8 protein-coding genes are annotated in these 19,680 nt (G+C 62.4%); 6 read left to right on the top strand and 2 right to left on the bottom strand.

Annotated features, from left to right (window positions below; translation table 11 throughout):
* Positions 1-316: 316 nt before the first annotated feature.
* The 3 genes from ACZ1G0_RS10190 to ACZ1G0_RS10180 all read left to right on the top strand — a co-directional run bounded on the left by ACZ1G0_RS10190 (position 317) and on the right by ACZ1G0_RS10180 (position 13,892).
* Positions 317-12,481: a Hint domain-containing protein gene (locus ACZ1G0_RS10190; protein WP_472736845.1), complete on the top strand. Its 12,165-nt coding sequence runs from the start codon at positions 317-319 to the stop codon at positions 12,479-12,481.
* A 351-nt stretch (positions 12,482-12,832) separates the two neighbouring features.
* On the top strand, positions 12,833-13,411 hold the full coding sequence (locus ACZ1G0_RS10185; protein WP_472736844.1) for a Hint domain-containing protein: 579 nt from the start codon (positions 12,833-12,835) through the stop codon (positions 13,409-13,411).
* 55 nt (positions 13,412-13,466) lie between these two features.
* Positions 13,467-13,892 carry a hypothetical protein gene (locus ACZ1G0_RS10180; protein WP_472736843.1) on the top strand — a complete coding sequence of 142 codons (426 nt, stop codon included), beginning with the start codon at positions 13,467-13,469 and terminating at the stop codon, positions 13,890-13,892.
* 91 nt (positions 13,893-13,983) lie between these two features.
* Here ACZ1G0_RS10180 and ACZ1G0_RS10175 read toward each other — a convergent pair whose 3' ends face one another.
* Positions 13,984-14,370, bottom strand: coding sequence for a nucleotidyltransferase family protein (locus ACZ1G0_RS10175; RefSeq protein WP_472736842.1), 387 nt, complete (start codon positions 14,368-14,370; stop codon positions 13,984-13,986).
* Between the two features lie 199 nt (positions 14,371-14,569).
* The gene (locus tag ACZ1G0_RS10170; RefSeq protein WP_472736841.1) at positions 14,570-16,996 is read right to left on the bottom strand and encodes a GcvT family protein; all 2,427 of its coding nucleotides are present in this window, start codon (positions 16,994-16,996) and stop codon (positions 14,570-14,572) included.
* A gap of 126 nt (positions 16,997-17,122) precedes the next feature.
* On the opposite strand from ACZ1G0_RS10170, the gene ACZ1G0_RS10165 reads away from it, so the two are divergent.
* The 3 genes from ACZ1G0_RS10165 to ACZ1G0_RS10155 all read left to right on the top strand — a co-directional run bounded on the left by ACZ1G0_RS10165 (position 17,123) and on the right by ACZ1G0_RS10155 (position 19,668).
* The gene (locus tag ACZ1G0_RS10165; RefSeq protein ID WP_472736840.1) at positions 17,123-18,073 is read left to right on the top strand and encodes an XdhC family protein; all 951 of its coding nucleotides are present in this window, start codon (positions 17,123-17,125) and stop codon (positions 18,071-18,073) included.
* On the top strand, positions 18,070-19,086 hold the full coding sequence (locus ACZ1G0_RS10160) for a molybdopterin-binding protein (protein WP_472736839.1): 1,017 nt from the start codon (positions 18,070-18,072) through the stop codon (positions 19,084-19,086). The genes ACZ1G0_RS10165 and ACZ1G0_RS10160 overlap by 4 nt, the downstream gene beginning before the upstream one ends.
* A gap of 96 nt (positions 19,087-19,182) precedes the next feature.
* Entirely contained in the window at positions 19,183-19,668 is a 486-nt protein-coding gene (locus ACZ1G0_RS10155; protein ID WP_472736838.1) for a (2Fe-2S)-binding protein, read from the top strand.
* Positions 19,669-19,680: the final 12 nt, after the last annotated feature.

Below are 19,680 nucleotides of genomic sequence, written 5' to 3'. Positions count from 1 at the left end.
AGTGACGAAATCCGTGCGTCTGCGCGCTGCTTTATCGTGGCGGTGTGGAAGAGTATGCTCGTTTTGAGCACATGGATCTCGGCGTGTGCGTCCGCGTGTGTCCTCTAGGTGTCGTCCTTTGAAAGGGTTTGTGAACCAATCAAAGGACCGCAATATGCGCCTTAAATCTGAACAACTGACACTGACCTCGGCCTTTTGGGCCGCGCCAGCCGGTGTGCGCTTTCGTACAGGCGATGCGGTTCCCCCTAGTTTTAACGATCACAGCCGAAATGCCGCGCGGCCTGCGCGCCACGGCGCGGCATAGGAGACCTTACCAATGACCACTTTCGTAGCAATCGACTTCAACGATGTGCCAACTGGCGAGATCATCAAGGATCAATACAGCGTCTTGGGTATCTCGGTCGAAGGGTCCGGGCGCAATCCGCCGATGATCTTTGATACGGCCAATCCAACCGGCGGTGATACGGACCTTGCGTCCGACACATTGGGTAAGGTGCTGATCCTGTCCGAGGACGGCGACAAGACAGACCCTGACGACAATGCAGGCGGTGGCACCCTTTCGTTTACGTTCGAACAAGCGACAAACCCTACATCGATCACATTGTTTGACGTCGAAGAGGGCGCGCAGATCACGTTGTACGGCGCCGATGGCAAAACGACTGTGATCGAGGCCAAGACGAACGATAACGGTGCGATCGAAGTTCCGTTGAAAGCCGAAGATGTGGTGAAAATGGACGTGACCCTGAAGGGCTCGGGGTCCGTTGACAACCTGGTCTTTGCCCTGTCCGACGCGCAGGCGGAGAAGCTCGCAGCGGCTACCGGGCTTCAATTGCCTGTAAACAACGCAAATTTGCCGGTCATCATTCCTGCCGCAGGCCCCGTTGGCGGTGGCGGCTTGGACGGCATAGTTGAGGGTTCGTCCGGCAATGACATCATAGGCCTTGGTTACACCGGTGATCCCGATGGAGACATGGTCGACAACAATGACGCCCTTGGCGGAGCCTCGGGTGCGATCGGATCCAATGATGACAGCATTCAAGCGGGTGCCGGTGATGACTATGTCTATGCGGGCGCGGGCAACGATACCGTCGACGCAGGGTCGGGCGATGACACTGTGTTTGGTGTGGATGGCGACGACCTGATCCTGGGTCAGGACGGCAACGACGATCTGGACGGCGACGCAGGCGACGACTCGGTTTACGGCGGCACCGGCCATGACACAGTTATCGGCGGTGACGACGATGACCTCTTGTATGGCGGGTCTGGCAACGACGAGATCTATGGCGGAGAGGACAATGACACCCTTTACGGCGAAGACGGCAACGACAGCCTTTGGGGCGGCCACGGCGACGACCTGAGCGAGGGCGGCGCTGGTAGCGATTCCATCTCGGCCGACAGCGGCAACGACACGCTGCTGGGGCAAGAGGGTAACGACAGCCTGAGCGGCGGCGCGGGCGATGACACGGTTGACGGGGGCGCGGGCCATGACGTCATGTCCGGCGGCACGGGCAACGATAGCCTGACCGGCGGCGACGGGGACGACTTCATCAACGCCGAGCAGGGCAACGACACTCTTGTGGGCGGTGATGGTGACGACGAACTGGAAGCAGGTGCCGGCAACGACTTGATCATTGGTGGTGCCGGGGCGGATACCGTCTGGGCCGGGGATGATGCGGACACCATCGTCGGTGGGTCCGATGGGGACAACCTGATGGGCGGCGCGGGTGGCAATGATCACGACGTGCTGGACCTGTCCGGTGTGGGCAACTTCCAGATCGTCAATCAGACGACCGACAACGACGGCAACTCCACTTCGGGGACGGTCAACCTGCTGGATGCCAACGGCAACATCACCGGCACCTTTGTGTTCTCGGAGATCGAGCAGATCATCGGCACTCCGTTTGTGCCCACCCCCGCCCTTGATGGTGTGGTCGAAGGTACCGCAGGTGGCGATCTGATCGACGCCAACTACAACGGCGATCCCGATGGGGACTGCATCGATGCCAACGACCATGTGCAGTCTGCGGGCAACGGATTTACCGGTGTGGTGGGGTCCAATGACGACTACATTACCGCAGGTGCTGGCGACGACACTGTGATTGCGGGCGCGGGCAATGACTCCATCTGGGGCGAGGATGGCAACGACGAGCTGTCCGGCGGCACGGGCAATGACCTGGTCGAAGGCGGCAACGGCAATGACACCCTGATGGGGGACAGCGGCAACGACACCATCATCGGCAACAGCGGCCATGATGTGCTGGTCGGCGGTACGGGCGCGGATTCGATGTCTGGCGGCACCGGGGACGATGTGTTCATCGGTGGCGCAGGTGCCGACACGATGATCGGTGGCAACGATGCCGATACCTTCATTGGTGGCACCCACGGCGACGTGATCGATGGCGGCACCTTCGGCAATGACCACGACACACTGGACATGACCGGCGTGCCCTTCTGGAACATTGCAAGCCAAACAACTGATGCGGATGGGGATTCGACCTCTGGCACGATCAATATCCTGAACGCGCAGGGGCAGATCACAAGCACCTTCAGCTTTACCGAGATTGAAACGATCCTGGGCACGCCGACAAACCCGAACCCCGTGTTGGACGGGATTGTGGAAGGGACGTCTGGCAATGACACCATCGACGTCAACTATACCGGTGATCCCGAAGGAGACATGGTCGACAACAACGATGCCCTGGGCGGTGCTTCGGGTGCGGTCGGGTCCAACGACGACAGCATCGAGGCTGGTGCAGGCAACGACTCCGTGCTTGCGGGTGCGGGTAACGACACTGTTGATGCAGGTGATGGCAAAGACACCGTGCGCGGCGGCGACGGAGATGACCTGATCTATGCCGGGCAACAAGATGACAACGGTGATACGTTTAACTGGATCTATGGGGACGATGGCAATGACACCCTGATCGGTGGCGCAGCTGGCGACATCCTTCTCGGCGGCGACGGCGACGATTCGATCGTCGGTGGTGACGGGACGCATAACGAGCTGATCGGTGGTGCTGGCGACGACACGATCATTGCGGGCAACACAACCGGTCAAGGTGAATGGGTCATCGGTGGCAGCGGCGACGACCTGTTGTTCGGCGGCACCAATGACGATATGATAAAGGGCGGCTCTGGAGACGACACGATCCACGCGAGCGTCAACGACACGGTCATTATGGGTGAGGCCGATTCCGACCTGATCATTGGCGCATTTGACGGGAATGTAATCGACGGCGGGTCGGCTGGCACTGATCACGACGTGCTTGACCTGACGGGTGTTGGCGATTTCGAAATTGTAAGCCAGACCACAGACGCGGACGGTAACTCCACCTCTGGCACGATCAACCTTCTGGATGGCAATGGAAACATCACCGGTACGTTCACATTCGTAGAGATTGAAGAAATCCTCGGGACCCCTGTGAACCCCGGTAACAACCTCGACGGTGTGGTCGAGGGCACAGCGGGCGGCGATCTGATCGACGTGAACTACACCGGTGATCCCGATGGCGACATGATTGACGCCAATGATCACGTGCAGTCCACGGGCAACGGGTTCCAAGGCACGCCGAACAGCAACGATGACTACATCACCGCGGGCGGTGGCAATGACACGGTGTTGGCCGGTGACGGCGACGACTCCATCTGGGGGGAAGACGGCAATGACTCGCTGCACGGTGGGGCCGGGAATGACCTCGTCGAGGGTGGCAACGGCAGCGACACCCTGTCTGGCGATGCGGGCGATGATCACATCATCGGCAATTCCGGCAACGATCTTTTGATCGGTGGCGACGGCAACGACTCCATGGCAGGCGGATCCGGCAACGACATCTTTAATGGTGGCGCAGGTGCGGATACGATGAACGGTGGCAACGATGCCGATACCTTCATCGGCGGCACCCACGGTGACGTGATCAACGGGGGCGCGGGCGGCAACGACCACGACATTCTGGATCTGACAGGCGTTCCGTTCTGGAACATCGCAAGCCAGACGACCGACGCGGACCAGAACTCCACCTCTGGCACGATCAACATCCTCAATGCGCAGGGCCAGATCGTCAGCACCTTCACCTTCACCGAGATCGAAGCGATCCTCGGCACGCCCACCAACCCGGGCGGTAACTTGGATGGTATCGTTGACGGCACCGCCGGGGGCGATCTGATCGACGTGAACTACACCGGTGACCCCGATGGGGACATGGTTGACAACAACGACGCCCTTGGCGGCGTGTCCGGCACCCAAGGGTCCAACGAGGACAGCATCGAGGCCGGTGCGGGCAACGACACGGTCCTTGCAGGTCTGGCCGATGACACGGTGGACGGTGGCACGGGCAACGACACGGTCTATGGCGAAGAGGGCAACGACCTTTTGGTCGGCGGCACCGGGGCCGACGACCTGTATGGCGGCGACGGGAATGACACCCTGCTGGCCAACGATCAGACAATGAACAGCGATTGGACGGTGGACTATCTTGTGGGCGGCGACGGCGATGACGTCCTGATGGGCGACCATGACGCTGACGTCATGCTGGGCGGTAACGACGACGACCTGTTGCAAGGCAAGGGCGGCGACGATCACATGAACGGTGGTTTTGGTCACGACACGCTGGAAGGCGGGTCAGGCAATGACACCATGGACGGCTTCGATGGCTGGGACGTGCTGGACGGCGGGTCGGGCAACGACAGCATGACCGGTGGTGACGGGAACGACACCCTCGAAGGCGGCAGCGGCGCCGACACGATCTTGGGCGAAGACGACCGCGACCTAATCATCGGGGGCACCCATGGCGACGTCATCGACGGGGGCACCGGTGGCAACGATCAGGATACGCTGGACCTGACGGGTCTGGGGAACTTCGCCATCGTCAACGAAACCACGGATGCCGACGGCGACAGCACCTCGGGCACCGTGAATATCCTAAATGCTCAAGGTCAGGTGGTCAGCACCTTCACCTTCTCCGAGATCGAGACGATCCTCGGTCTGCCCGTGGGCCCCGGCCTGAACGGCATTGTCGAGGGTCATGGCGGCAACGACTACATCAGCGGCAGCTACATGGGTGACCCCGAAGGGGACATGATCGACTGCGAAGACCACATCCAGACAGCGGCCAATGGCTTTAACGGCGTCAACGGGTCCAATGACGACTACGTCACCGCAGGGGCTGGCGACGATACGGTCACCGCCGGGTCGGGCAACGACTCTGTCTGGGGCGAAGACGGGGATGACCTGTTGTTCGGTCAGACCGGCAACGACCTTGTCGAAGGCGGCGACGGCGATGACACTGTGGACGGTGGCATCGGCGACGACCACCTGATCGGCAATGGCGGCAACGACCTGCTGGTTCTGGGCGCGGGCGACGACCTGGCCCAGGGTGGTGCTGGGAACGACGTGTTCTACGCAGGCTACCAAGACGGTGTTTACACCGGCGGCAGCGACACCATGCAGGGTGGCAATGACGCCGACCTGTTCGTGGGCGCAGGCGTGGGCGATGTCATCGACGGCGGCACAGGCGGCAACGATGAAGACACGCTGGACCTGTCCGGGTTCAACTACAATATGCTGAATCAGACCACGGATGCCGATGGCGACTCCACCTCTGGCACGATCCAGGTGTTGAACCCCAACGGGACCGTTGCGGGCACCTTCACCTTCTCGGAAATCGAGGTGATCCTGGGCCAGCCCGTGGGTGACACGTTGGACGGCATTGTTCAGGGCACCGCAGGCAACAACCTGATCAACGCGGCCTACACTGGTGACCCCGATGGGGACCGGGTGGACAACCACGATGCGGAAGGGGGCCAGTCGGGCACCTTGAATTCCAATGAGGACAGCATCGAGGCCGGGGCCGGGCGCGACACCATCTATGCGGGCGATGCAAACGACACCATCGACGGTGGTTCGGGCACGGATACGATTTACGGTGACGCGGGTGATGATATCATCCACACTGGCAACGGTATCACGTCTGGCGACGTGCTGGGCAACGTCTATGGCGGCACCGGGGACGATACGATCCTGAGCGGCGTGAACGGCGACTGGATCTACGGCAACGACGGCGACGACTTGCTGTTCGGCGGTGGTGGTGTCCACAACGAGATCAACGGCGGTAGCGGCGACGACACCATCTTTGCAGGCGAAAACAGTTCCAACGGGGACTGGGTCAAGGGCATGGACGGCGACGACCTGCTGTATGGCAGCAACTCGAACGACCAAGTCAAAGGCGGCGACGGCAATGACACAATCGTGGCCACCACGGGCAACGACATGGTTGCGGGTGAGGATGATGCCGACCTGATCATTGGCGGCTTTGCGGGCAATGCCATTGACGGTGGCACCGGCGGCGTGGACCAAGATACCTTGGACCTGACCGGGATCGGCAACTTTGATATCATTGGTCAGACCACCGATGCGGACGGGGATTCCACCTCTGGCACCGTGCGTCTGCTGGATGCCAACGGCAATCCAACCGGCCAGACCTTCACCTTTGCTGAAATCGAAACCATCCTTGGCAAGCCCTTTGGCGGCGCGCCCACGCAGGACGGGATCGTCGAAGGCACCAGCGGCAATGACACCATCGACGTCAACTACACCGGCGATCCAGATGGCGACATGGTCGACAACAATGACGCCCTTGGGGGCGCCTCTGGCACCGTGAACTCCAACGAGGACAGCATCGAAGCAGGCGCAGGCAATGACAGTGTGCGCGCTGGCGATGCGAACGACACGATCACCGGTGGGACCGGGCGTGACTCCCTCTTTGGTGAAGATGGTGACGACATCATCTACTCCAACAACTTCGCCATGGAGGCCGATGGCGAGATTGACTACGTCAGCGGCGGTGCCGGGGATGACACCCTTGTTGGCGACAACGATCGTGACTTCCTGTACGGCAACGACGGCGACGACCTGATCAAAGGCAAGGACGGGAACGACGAGCTGAAGGGCTTCGACGGGAACGACACGATCTTTGCTGGCGCAGACAACGACTGGGTCCATGGCGGCAACGGCAATGACCTGATCGAAGGCGAAGGCGGCAACGACCAGCTGAAGGGTGAGGCCGGTAACGACACCATCATCGGTGGTGAAGGCGCGGACATGATCATGGGTGGCAATGACGCCGACCTGATCGTGGGTGGCACCGATGGGGACACCGTGGACGGCGGATCCGGCGGCAACGACAACGATACGCTGGACCTGACCGGTGTTGGCGACTTCGAGATCGTGAACCAGACGACGGACCCTGATGGGAACTCGACCTCCGGAACGGTGAACCTGCTGGATGCAAACGGCAACATCACCGGCACCTTCACCTTTACCGAGATCGAGACGATCCTTGGTACGCCTGTGGACCCCGGCAGCGACGGTATCGTCGAGGGCACGGACAATGATGATGTCATTGACGTGAACTACGCGGGCGATCCAGATGGAGACTTCGTAGATAACAACGACGCCACCAACGGGATCGGTGATCCCGGGTCTGACGACGACAGCATCCTTGCCTTTGGCGGTGATGACGATGTTCTGGCCGGTGACGGGGATGACACCGTCGAAGGCGGCACTGGTGCGGACAGCATCCTTGGCGAAGACGGCAATGATCAGCTGTTCTCCAACGATCCAAGCATGGTCGCCGATGGTTCCGTCGACACGCTGGACGGCGGTGCGGGCAATGACATCCTGATGGGTGACAACGACGCAGACGTTTTGATCGGCGGCGCTGGCAACGATGGCATCGCTGGCAAAGACGGCGATGACACGATCACTGGCGGCACCGGGTCCGACGAGATTTCCGGCGGCGCTGGCAACGATCTGATCGACGCTGGCGCGGATGATGACGCAGTCCACGGTGGGTCGGGCAACGACACCATCACCCTCGGCAGCGGCAACGACAAAACCGACGCAGGCACTGGCAATGACAGTGTGGATGGCGGCACCGGCGATGACCGTATCTACGGCAACGACGGCAACGACACTCTGATCGGTGGTGCCGGTGCGGACGTGGTCAAAGGTGGCGACGATGCCGACCTGATCATCGGCGGTAACAACGGTGACGTCGTCGACGGCGGTTCTGGCGGCAATGACAGCGATACGCTGGACCTGACGGGTCTGGGCGACTTCCAGATCGTAAACGAGACGACGGACCCCGATGGCAACTCCACTTCTGGTACGGTGCAGTTCCTCGATGCCAACGGCAATGTCACCGGCGAGATGGAGTTCCACGAGATCGAGGTGATCTTGGGCGATCCGACCCAATCTGACGGCATTGTCGAAGGCACCAATGACGGCGATCTGATCGACGACACCTACACAGGTGATCCGGATGGGGACTTCGTTGATAACAACGACGCCACCAACGGGATCGGAGATCCTGGATCCAACGATGACAGCATTGTTGCAGGCGGCGGGGACGACACCGTTCTGGCCGGCGACGACGATGACACTGTGGACGGTGGCAGCGGCGACGACAGCATCGAGGGCGGCACCGGAGCGGATACCCTGTTCGGTGGCGAAGGCAACGACACCATCTTCTCCAACGATCCGTCTATGGTGGCCGATGGCGAAATCGACACCCTCAACGGTGGCGATGGCGACGATGTCCTGATGGGCGACAATGATGCAGACAGCATCCTTGGCGGAAACGGGGCTGACGACATCTTTGGCAAGGACGGCAACGACACCATCAATTCCGGTGCAGGGGCCGACACCATCGAGGGCAATGACGGCAATGACCTGATCGCCTCCGGCTCTGGGGATGACAGCATCTTTGGCAACGATGGCAACGACACGATCGAGGCCAGCCAAGGGGATGACTACATCGAAGGTGGCGCCGGGAACGACGACATCTGGGCCGGTGTGGACAGCGACACGATCTTTGGCGGTGCCGGTGACGACACCATCAACGCCGGGTCGACGAACGCAAACGGTCCATCCGGGGACGATAGTGTCGACGGAGGGTCTGGCGATGACTTCATCCAGGGCGGTGAGGGCACCGACACCATCACCGGCGGCACGGGCGCTGACACGATCGAGGCCGGCGATGACGCCGACCTGATCCTCGGCGGCACCGATGGGGACGATGTGGACGGCGGCGACGGCGGTCTGGACATCGATACGCTGGACCTGACCGGCTTTGGCCCGTTCCAGATCGTGGGCGAGACCACCGATGCGGATGGCAACTCGACCTCTGGCACCATCGAGTTCCTGGATGCCAATGGCAACGTCACAGGCTCCATGACCTTTGCCGAGATCGAGGTTATCCTGGGCGATCAGGTACAGCCTGACGGGATCGTGGACGGGACCACCGGCGACGATGTGATCGACGTCAACTACGACGATGACCCGGATGGCGACTTCGTTGACAACAACGACGCGCTTGGCGGGCCCTCGGGCACGCCGGGGACCAACGAGGACAGCATCGAAGCCAACGAAGGCGACGACACCGTCATCGCCGGCCAAGGCAACGACACTGTGTCCGGTGGCACTGGGGACGACTCGATCCAGGGCAACCAGGGCGACGATATCCTGCAAGGTGATGATGGGGCTGACAGCATCTTTGGGGGCCTGGGTGATGACACCCTGTTCTCCAACGACAGCACCATGGCGTCGGACGGCGAAGTGGACACCCTGATCGGTGGCGTCGGCAACGACAACCTGATGGGTGACAACGACGCCGACAGCCTGAACGGCGGCGACGGTCAAGACACCCTGCTGGGCAAAGACGGCGACGACAGCATCAGCGCGGGTGACGGCGACGACACCATCGACGGTGGGGCCGACAACGACGAGATCTCTGGCGGGGCTGGTGATGACAGCGTCGACGGTGGCAGCGGCAACGACGACATCCTGACCGGCTCCGGTGATGATGAAGTCGACGGCGGCACGGGCAACGATACGATCCTGTCCGGGTCCGGTGACGATCTGGTTGATGGCGGTGACGGCAACGACGAGATCGAGGCCGAGGTTGGCAACGACACCATCGACGGCGGTGACGGCAACGACACCATCACGTCGGGCGTCTTTGGCACTCCGGATCGCGGCTACCCGGGTCTCTTTGCGCCCGATCCGCTGCCCGGCAATGACCTGGACTTTGTGGACGGCGGCGCTGGCGACGACAGCATCTCGACCGGCGACGACGATGACACGATCATCGCAGGCGTGGGCGACGATACGGTCCGCGCAGGCTTCGACGACGACAGCGTACAGGGCAACGAGGGCGACGACTTCCTCGAAGGCGGCGAAGGGTCTGACACCATCGAAGGCGGCGTCGGCAACGACACCATCTACGCCGGTATCGATCCCAACAACCCGCTGCTGCCCCCAGGCTTCGACCCTGCGATCCTCGATGCGCTGGATGCGATTGATCCGGTCCTCGACAACGGCACTGACCTTGTGTTCGGCGGCGACGGCGATGACGTGATCTTTGGTCAAGACGACGACGACACCCTGTTCGGGGATGCCGGCGACGACACCATCGACGGTGGCATCGACGAGGACAGCATCGAAGGTGGGTCTGGCAACGACAGCCTGATCGGTGGCCAAGGCGAAGACACCCTGAAAGGGGGCACTGGCAACGACGTTCTGGATGGCGGCACCGAAAGTGACACGCTGGAAGGCGGCTTTGGTAACGACACCTTGCTGGGTGGCGCTGGCGGCGACCGTCTGACGGGTGGCATGGGTGCTGACGAAATCTCTGGCGGCGACGACGCTGACCTGATCGTGGGCGGCAACGCTGGCGATGTGGTTGACGGCGGCTCTGGCGGGCTGGACGCGGACACCTTGGACCTGACCGGGTTCGGGCCCTTCCAAATCGTGGGTGAAACCACGGATGCGGACGGAAACTCCACCTCCGGTACGATCCAGTTCCTTGATGGCAACGGCAATGTCACGGGTTCGATGACCTTTACGGAAATCGAGACCATCCTTGGCGATCTTGTGGAACCTGACGGGATCGTTGATGGCACGGCTGGCAATGACCTGATCGACGTCAACTACACCGGCGATCCAGAGGGCGACTTCGTTGACAACAACGACGCGCTTGGCGGCATCTCGGGTGATCTGGGGTCCAACGACGACAGCATCGAAGCCAATGAAGGGAATGACACTGTCTTTGCCGGATTGGGCGAAGACACGGTCGACGGCGGCACAGGCGCGGATCAAATCTTCGGTGAAGACGGCAATGACCTGCTGTATTCCAACGATCCGAGCATGGCCGCAGATGGGTCTGTGGATACGCTGAACGGTGGCGCGGGCGATGACACCCTGATGGGTGACAACGATGCCGATGCGCTGGTCGGTGGCACTGGTGACGATGACCTGACTGGTAAAGGCGGGGACGATACGATCAACGCCGGAACCGGAGATGACGTCATTGACGGTGGCACAGGCGACGACCGTATCCTTGGCCAAGCGGGCGATGATGTGGTCGAAGGCGGCGAAGGGTCGGACACCGTGTTCGGCGGGGCCGGTGCTGATACCATCGAAGGTGGGACTGGCGACGACTCCCTGTTCTCGAACACCGCTGGCATAAACGGTGACGGCCAAGTGGACGATCTGTCCGGCGGGGCCGGCGACGACACCATCATGGGTGATGGCGACGCGGACCTGATCGACGGCGGCGCTGACGATGACAGCCTGTTCGGCAAGGCCGGCGATGACACCATCACCGGCGGCGACGGTATGGATATCATCGACGGCGGCGATGATCAGGACCTGATCCTCGGCGGTACCACAGGCGACGTGGTCGACGGTGGCTCTGGCGGGGTTGATCAGGATACGCTCGATCTGACCGGGGCAGGAGTGGACTTCATCACCTACACCTCGGCCAGCCAAGAAGACGGTGTGGTGACCTTCAACGACGGCACCACCATGACCTTCGCGGATATCGAGACTGTCGTGCCCTGCTTCACCCCCGGGACGCTGATTGCGACACCGAAGGGCGAAGTGGACGTGGCAACCCTGACGGTCGGCGACCGGGTCATCACCCGCGACAACGGCATTCAGGTGATCCGCTGGGTGGGCCGCAAGGAACTGTCCGCCAAGGACCTGTCCGCGCAGCCTATCCTGCGGGCCATCAAGATCGCCCAAGGCGCTCTGGGCCACGGCCTGCCGGAACGGGATCTGATCGTCTCGCCACAGCACCGTGTGTTGGTGTCCAACGACAAGACCTCCCTCTACTTCGAGGAACGCGAGGTTCTGGTCGCGGCCAAGCACCTGCTGGGTCTGGACGGCGTCGAGATTGTCGAAGCGGATGCGGATGTCACCTACATCCACGTCATGTTCGACAACCACGAGGTGGTCTTGTCCGATGGCGCCTGGACCGAAAGCTTCCAGCCCGGTGACTACAGCCTCAAGGGTCTGGGGAATGCGCAGCGCGAAGAGATCTTTGCCCTGTTCCCAGAACTGGCCGAAACGGAGGGCCGCGAGGCCTATACCGCCGCGCGCCGCGCCCTGAAGAAGCACGAAGTGGAACTTCTGTTTAAGTAATATGCAGCTGGGATACCCCCGGGCCGAGTGATCGGTCCGGGGTGTTCACCCTTAAAGGGGGCGTGGGCTATTGTCTGCGCCCCCTTTTGATTCGAGGCATCCGCCTGACGTTTCCGACCCGGCAACGCCACGATCCGCCGGGTATGATTGTTTCTGCGCGCCGTGGATCATGGCAGAAATCGGGCGAAAATTAACAGCTTTGACAGAAATAAGTCGCGTATCGGGCATGTTTTGCGGTACACCGTTCGTGCAGGTGGGGGCCTGTAGAGTGAAAGGTGCATGGTCATGTGCGCTCAGGTTACGTCCACTGTTGGTTACACTCCCGCTTGGGAAGTCGGTCTAAAGGCGCATATGCCCAGTTTTTCCAAAGGTACGAAGGTTGCAACGCCCCAGGGCGAACGGCTGATTGAAGCGCTGGAGGTTGGCGATCGCGTCATCACCCGCGACAACGGTATGCAGACCGTCCGCTGGGTTGGGACCTGCGTTCTGACCGCCTCCGATTGGGCCGACAAAGGGGCGCTGAAACCTGTAATGATCGCGAAGGGTGCGCTCGGCAAAGGCTTGCCGGAGGCGGATATGCTGGTGTCCCCCGAACAACGTGTTCTGATCTGCAACGAAAAGACCGAAGCCTACTTTGAGGACCGCGAGGTCCTAGTGCCCGCCAAACACCTCACGATGTTGGACGGGATCGACGTGGTCGAGCCCATGACTGACATTACCTACGTCCAGATCCAGTTCGATCACCACGAGGTGATCCTGTGCGACGGCATCTGGACCGAAAGCTTCCAGCCCTGCGATACGGCCGGTCGCCCGATCTCTACGGCGCAAAACCTTGAAATGGCTGCCATGTTCCCAGATCGTCCCGTGCCCTCCGCAGGCCCCGCCCGCCGGTCCCTGAAACGCCGCGAAGTCGAAATTCTGTTCAGTTAACTGGCATCCCGCCGCCGCAGCACCTATGCTGGGTCAAAGCGCGGAGGAGCAGATAATGGACCGTTGGCACTTATACTTCATGGGCCTTTTGGGCAGCGCTCTCGGCGTGATCCTGACCGCAGATTACGTCATGGCGCAATACAAGGTGCCCCTGTACCTGCAACTTTTCACACCCGATCAACAGGCGTGGTTCGCCGCCATGCCTGCATGGTTGGATGGTGTATGGGGCGCGCAGGCAGTCTTCGCCCTGATCGGCGGGATCGCCCTGCTGTTCGGATCGCGCGTGGCGGTCTGGTCGCTGGGCTTTGCCTTTCTTACCAACATCGCCCTGACAGCTGGTCTGCTGGTGATCGTCACACCGCCGATGCAGTCGGTCACAGGCTGGATCGGTGTGGCGATCATGGGGGGCAGCGTGGCCCTGTCGCTGCTCCTGTGGCTCTACGCCCGCAACGAAAAGTGCGAGGCGACAGGCGTCCTCTAACGCCGCGCGCGCCACGCGGCCCAAGCCTCCGGCGTGTCCAGATCCACCAAGGCACGCGTGCCGGGCAGGGGGCAGTGGACCGCGTCTGCGATCAGGTGTTTTGCCCCCTGTCACCGGACAGGCACATCAACTGCGGATACAGCGCCCGGGGAAACACCACCGGCTGGCCCGGTCGGCCATCCGCCGCCGTGGCTTGCACAATACGCCCGGGGTGCGCTGCACTGGCGGCAATCACCGCCTCGAAGTCACCAGCCTCCAAATCCGGCATATCTGCCAGTGTGATCAACACGTGATCCGTGGTGCAGGCCGCCACGCCCGTCGCAATACTGGCCCCCATGGCGTGCACGTCCACATGGACCACCCGCGCCGCCGTATCTGACAACCACGCCCGCCGCGCCCGATCCGAATTGGGCAAAACCACAACCACGTCCGAACACGAACGACAGGCCGCCCGCACATGGCGCAACACCAAGGGCATGCCGCCCACATCCTCCAACAGTTTGTCCGCCCCCCCATGCGTGAGGACGCGCCAGCCGCTAAAACAACTATACTCAAACTGTGCACACCCCCTCCTTCATTGGGTCACAAATACTCCCGGAGAGTTTGAGAGGCAGCGCCTCTCATCCGGTCGTGCGGGGCTCGATGCCCCGCACGACCGGCCCCCTTGGCAGGTTGACCTAGCCGCGCATCCGTTCGGCATTGGCATCAAACAATGGCGCATGTTGCAAGCGCGCGGGCAATCGTTCCCCCAACAACTCGATCTCCCACGCGCCCTCGGCTCCGGAGTGTTCGCGGGGCACATAGCCCATGGCGACGGAGGCTCCGGTGTGATGCGCATACCCGCCCGAGGTGACCCAGCCCACAACCGCACCGTCCAGCCAGATCGGTTCGTCCCCGATCACATCGGCGTCCTTGGCCTCTAGCACAAAGGATTTCAGGCGCAGCGCACCGCCCTCGGCCCGTTCCGCCTGTGCCGCAGCTTTGCCGATGAAATCGGCGGGCTTGTCGAAGGCGACGAAGCGATCCATGGCGGTTTCCATGACACCGTAGATGGGGCGGTATTCGCGGCCCCAGCCGCCAAAGTTCTTCTCCAACCGCATGGCATTGAGCGCGCGCAGGCCAAAGGGTGTGATCCCAAGGTCGGCCCCCTCGGCCATCAAGCGGTCAAAGATGTGGCGCTGGTACTCGGGCTTCATCCAGATCTCATAGCCCAGATCCCCGGTAAAGCTGACCCGGCCCACGATTGCGGGGGCCATTCCGACGTCCATGGGCTTGATGGCCATGAACTTGAAGGCGGCATTGGACACGTCATCGCCGCACACCCGTTGCAGCAGCTCGCGCGATTTGGGGCCAGCGATGGACAGGCCGCACATGCCAAGGCCGATACTTTCCACGCTGACAGATCCGTCATCGGGCAGGTGCTGTTCGAACCAGCGCATGTAGTAGACCTCGGCCATGCCCGATCCGGCCAGAAAATAGTCATCTTCGGCCAGGCAGCCCAGGGACAGGTCGCCGATGATCTTGCCGTCCTCTTTCAGCATGGGGGCTAGGGTCATGCGCCCGGGGTGGGGCACTTTGCAGGCAAAGACCCGGTCCAGCCAGTCGCGCGCGCCGGGGCCTTTGACAGAAAACTTGGAAAAGCCCGAGATTTCCATGATGCCGACGCCCGTGCGACAGGCCTTCACCTCGGCGCCTACGTGGTCAAAGTCGGTGGACCGGCGCCAGCTGAATTCGTCCGTGGTGCCATCGGGGCTGAACCACAGCGGTGCCTCTAGGCCCCAGCTGTCGCCCATCTGCGCGCCCATACCCAACAGCTTGTCGTAGATCGGGGTGGTTTTGAAGGGTCGGGCGGCGGGCAGTTCTTCGTTGGGGAACTTGATGCTGAACCGGCGGGCGTAGTTTTCCTGCACCTTTGGGTTGGTGTAGGACATCGTCGCCCAGTCGCCATAACGGGCGACATCCATGGCAAAGACATCGTAGCCCGGGTCGCCCTGTATGATCCAATTGGCCAGTGTCAGGCCCACGCCGCCCCCCTGGCTGAACCCCGCCATCACACCACAGGCCGACCACATCCCCGGCATCCCGCGAATGGGGCCGATCAGCGGGTTGCCATCGGGGGCGAAGGTGAAGGGACCGTTGATGATCTGTTTGATCCCGGCGTTGGCAAAGGCGGGGAAGTGCTCAAAACCCACCTCAAGGGAGGGCGCGATCCGGTCGATGTCGGGCTGCAACAGCTCGTGGCCGAAATCCCAAGGGGTGCTGCGTTCGGACCAGGGCACGCAGGCCTTCTCGTAGGTTCCCATCAGCATCCCGCCGCGTTCCTGGCGCAGGTACAACTCTCCATCGAAGTCGACGGCGTGGACCACTTCGGTGCCGGTGGCGGCGTTGATTTCGGCCACCTCGGGCATGTCCTCGGTGATCAGGTACATGTGTTCCATGGCCAGCACGGGCAGTTCCAGCCCGACCATGCGCCCCACCTCGCGCGCCCAGAGGCCGCCTGCATTCACCACGTGATCACAGGCCACATTGCCCTTGTTGGTCTTGACGATCCAACCGCCCTGGGGCGCGCGCAGGATTTCTTCGACCTTGCAGTGTTGTTCAAAGTCTGCGCCAAGCTTTTTGGCAGATTTGGCATAGGCCCATGTCACGCCCGAGGGGTCGAGGTGCCCGTCCACCACCGTTTTCAGCGCGCCCACGAATTGGCTGGGGTCCAGCAGGGGCATGATGGCGTGCGCTTCCTCGGGGGTGATGACCTCGGCCTCGATATCTTGATAACGTCCCTTGGCAGCGGTGGACTTCAGCCAGTCGAAGCGTTCGGGGGTAGAGGCCAGCATCACCCCGCCGGTCATGTGGAATCCGGTGGATTGGCCCGACAGCTCCTCGATCTCCTTGTACAGCTCGATGGTGTACTTTTGCAGCTTGGCCACGTTCGGATCACCGTTGATCGTGTGGCACCCGCCCGCCGCGTGCCACGTGGACCCGCTGGTCAGTTCGGACCGTTCCAGCAACAGAACGTCGGTCCAACCGCCCTTGGCCAGATGGTACAGCACTGAACACCCGACGACCCCGCCCCCGATGACAACAACACGCGCTTGCGTTTTCATGATTTCAAGTCTCCCATGGCCTTTGGGTATACCGTAGCGGAGGATGCGGCCCTAAGTTGTCACAGAGCGACAAAAGCAGGGTCCGGTTGCGCACATTTACATCTGTGCGCGGCGGAAGGGGGAACGATGGACGATCCGATAGAGGCTATCTTGGCATGGGCCGAGGCAGGCAAAGGGACGGCTCTGGCCACGGTGATCGAGACATGGGGGTCGGCCCCGCGCCCGGTGGGTAGCCTGTTGGCCGTTTCCGAGGACGCAGAGTTGGTCGGCTCCGTCTCGGGCGGCTGTGTCGAAGGCGCGGTGGTGGCCGAAGCGCTGGAGCTGATGGACGGCGGCGGGCACAGGGTGTTGGAGTTCGGGGTCAGCGATGACGAGGCCTTTGCCGTGGGCCTGGCCTGTGGCGGGCGGATCCGGGTGCTGGTGCAAGGGGGCGGCGGGATAAATCCCGCCCTACAGGCCGTGGCGGCGGCACGCGCCAAGGCAGCCCCCGTGGCGCTTGAGACGGACACCGAGACAGGGGTCACCCGCGTGGCCGCCCCGGACGCCTACAGCGACCGCTTTCGCGCCGATCGCAGTGGGTTCGTGGACAGCGGCCTGTTTGTCACGCTGTTCAATCCCCCTTTGCGCATGGTGGTCGTGGGGGCTGTGCACATTGCGCAAGCCCTTGTGCCCATGGCGCGGCTGGCGGGTTATGCCGTGACCGTAGTGGACCCGCGTGCGGCCTTTGCCAGCGCGGCGCGGTTCCCGGGCACGGACCTGTCCCACGACTGGCCGGATGCGGCGCTGGCGGGGCTGGCCCTTGATGCCCGCACCGCCGTCGTCACCCTGACCCATGATCCCAAGATCGATGATCCGGCCCTGGTCACGGCCCTGAGGTCGCAGGCGTTCTACATCGGCTGCCTCGGGTCCACCCGCACCCATGCCAAACGGGTCGCGCGTTTGACCGAGGCGGGCTTTGCCCCCGAGGATATCGCGCGGCTGGACGCGCCGGTGGGTCTGGACATCGGGGCGAAAACTCCGGCTGAGATTGCGGTGGCGGTGCTGGCGGCCGTCACCCAAAAGCTGCGCCGCCCATGAGGTTCGGACCCGTTCCAGTGGCCGAGGCCATGGGTGCAATTCTGGCCCATAGTCTGCCCTCCTTGCGGTTGCGCAAGGGGCGGGTGTTGGAGGCTGGCGACATCGCCGCGATGCAGGCCGAAGGTATGACGCAGGTCACCGTCGCGCAGCTTGAGACCGGCGATATAGAGGAGAACATTGCCGCCCAAAGGCTGGCGGACGCGCTTGTGGTGGATCAATCGCGGCAAGGGTTGCGGGCCAGCGCAGCCTCCACAGGCCGGGTCAATATCATCGCGGACAGGCCGGGCTTGGTCATGCTGGAGGCGCAGGTGATCCACGCGGCGAACGCGATCGACCCGATGATCACCTTGGCCACCTTGCCCCCCTTGCGCCGGGTGGGGACGGGGGAGATGGTGGCCACGATCAAGATCATCTCTTACGGGGTTGCAGCGTCGTCCGTGGATCTGGCCGCCACTGTCTTGGCACCGTCGCACCCCGAGGGGGCAAGATCGCCGACCCTGTCCATACGGGCTGCGATGGCCCAAAAGGCCGCGTTGATCGAGACCCATCACCCCGGTCAAACCCCCAACCCCAAGGGCCGCGCGGCGTTGCAGCAGCGGCTGGCGCGCTTGGGTGTGACGCTGACCCAAACCCTCGACGTCGCCCACGATGAGGCTGCGATTGCACAGGCGCTCTGCGTGTCGGGCGTTGATGTGGTCTTTCTGCTGACCGCCTCTGCCACCTGCGATATCCGCGACACCGGGCCTGCGGGGGTGCGCAGGGCCGGGGGCGAGATCACACATTTCGGGATGCCCGTGGACCCCGGGAACCTGCTCTTCCTCGCCAAACACAAGGGGCGGCCCGTGATCGGCCTGCCGGGGTGTGCACGCTCGCCCGCGCTGAACGGGGCGGATTGGGTGCTGGAGCGGGTCTGCTGCGGGTTGGACGTCACGCGCGAAGACATCATTCAAATGGGCGTCGGTGGGCTGCTGAAAGAGATCCCCGACCGCCCCCGCCCGCGCGCGGCGGACTGACTTGCCCCAAGGGTAAGCAAAGTGGGGTATCACGCGATTTTTTGGTTCTCAAACCCTTTCGGACGTGTTTAGACTTTGCGCAACAGGGAGGGGTGTATGAGCACAGTTTCAATGACCGTGAACGGACGCGCAGTCTCGGCCCAGGCCGAGGGACGTACCCTACTGGTCGAGTTTCTGCGCGAAGGACTGCATCTGACCGGCACCCACGTGGGCTGCGATACCAGCCAATGCGGCGCCTGCACTGTGCACGTGAACGGCATGGCTGTGAAAGCCTGTGCCATGTTTGCCATGGAGGCGGAGGGCGCAGAGGTCACCACCATCGAAGGCATGGCGGGGGCGGACGGTACTCTGGCCCCGATCCAAGCCGCGTTTCAGCAGTACCACGGCCTGCAATGCGGGTTTTGTACCCCCGGCATGGTCATGTCGGCGGCGGCCCTTTTGAAAGAGACACCCAAACCCACCGAAGCGGAAATCCGGACTTATCTGGAAGGCAACATTTGCCGCTGCACCGGGTATCACAACATCGTCAAAGCCATCCTTGCGGCCTCGGGCCAGGATGTGGCGGCGGTGGCTGCCGAATAGGCGGTCAGAGTA

The sequence above is a fragment of the Thalassobacter sp. HA4-2 genome (assembly GCF_055693705.1).
The sequence above is the reverse complement of the archived record's forward strand: the minus strand, read 5'-3'. Positions and strand labels throughout refer to the sequence as shown.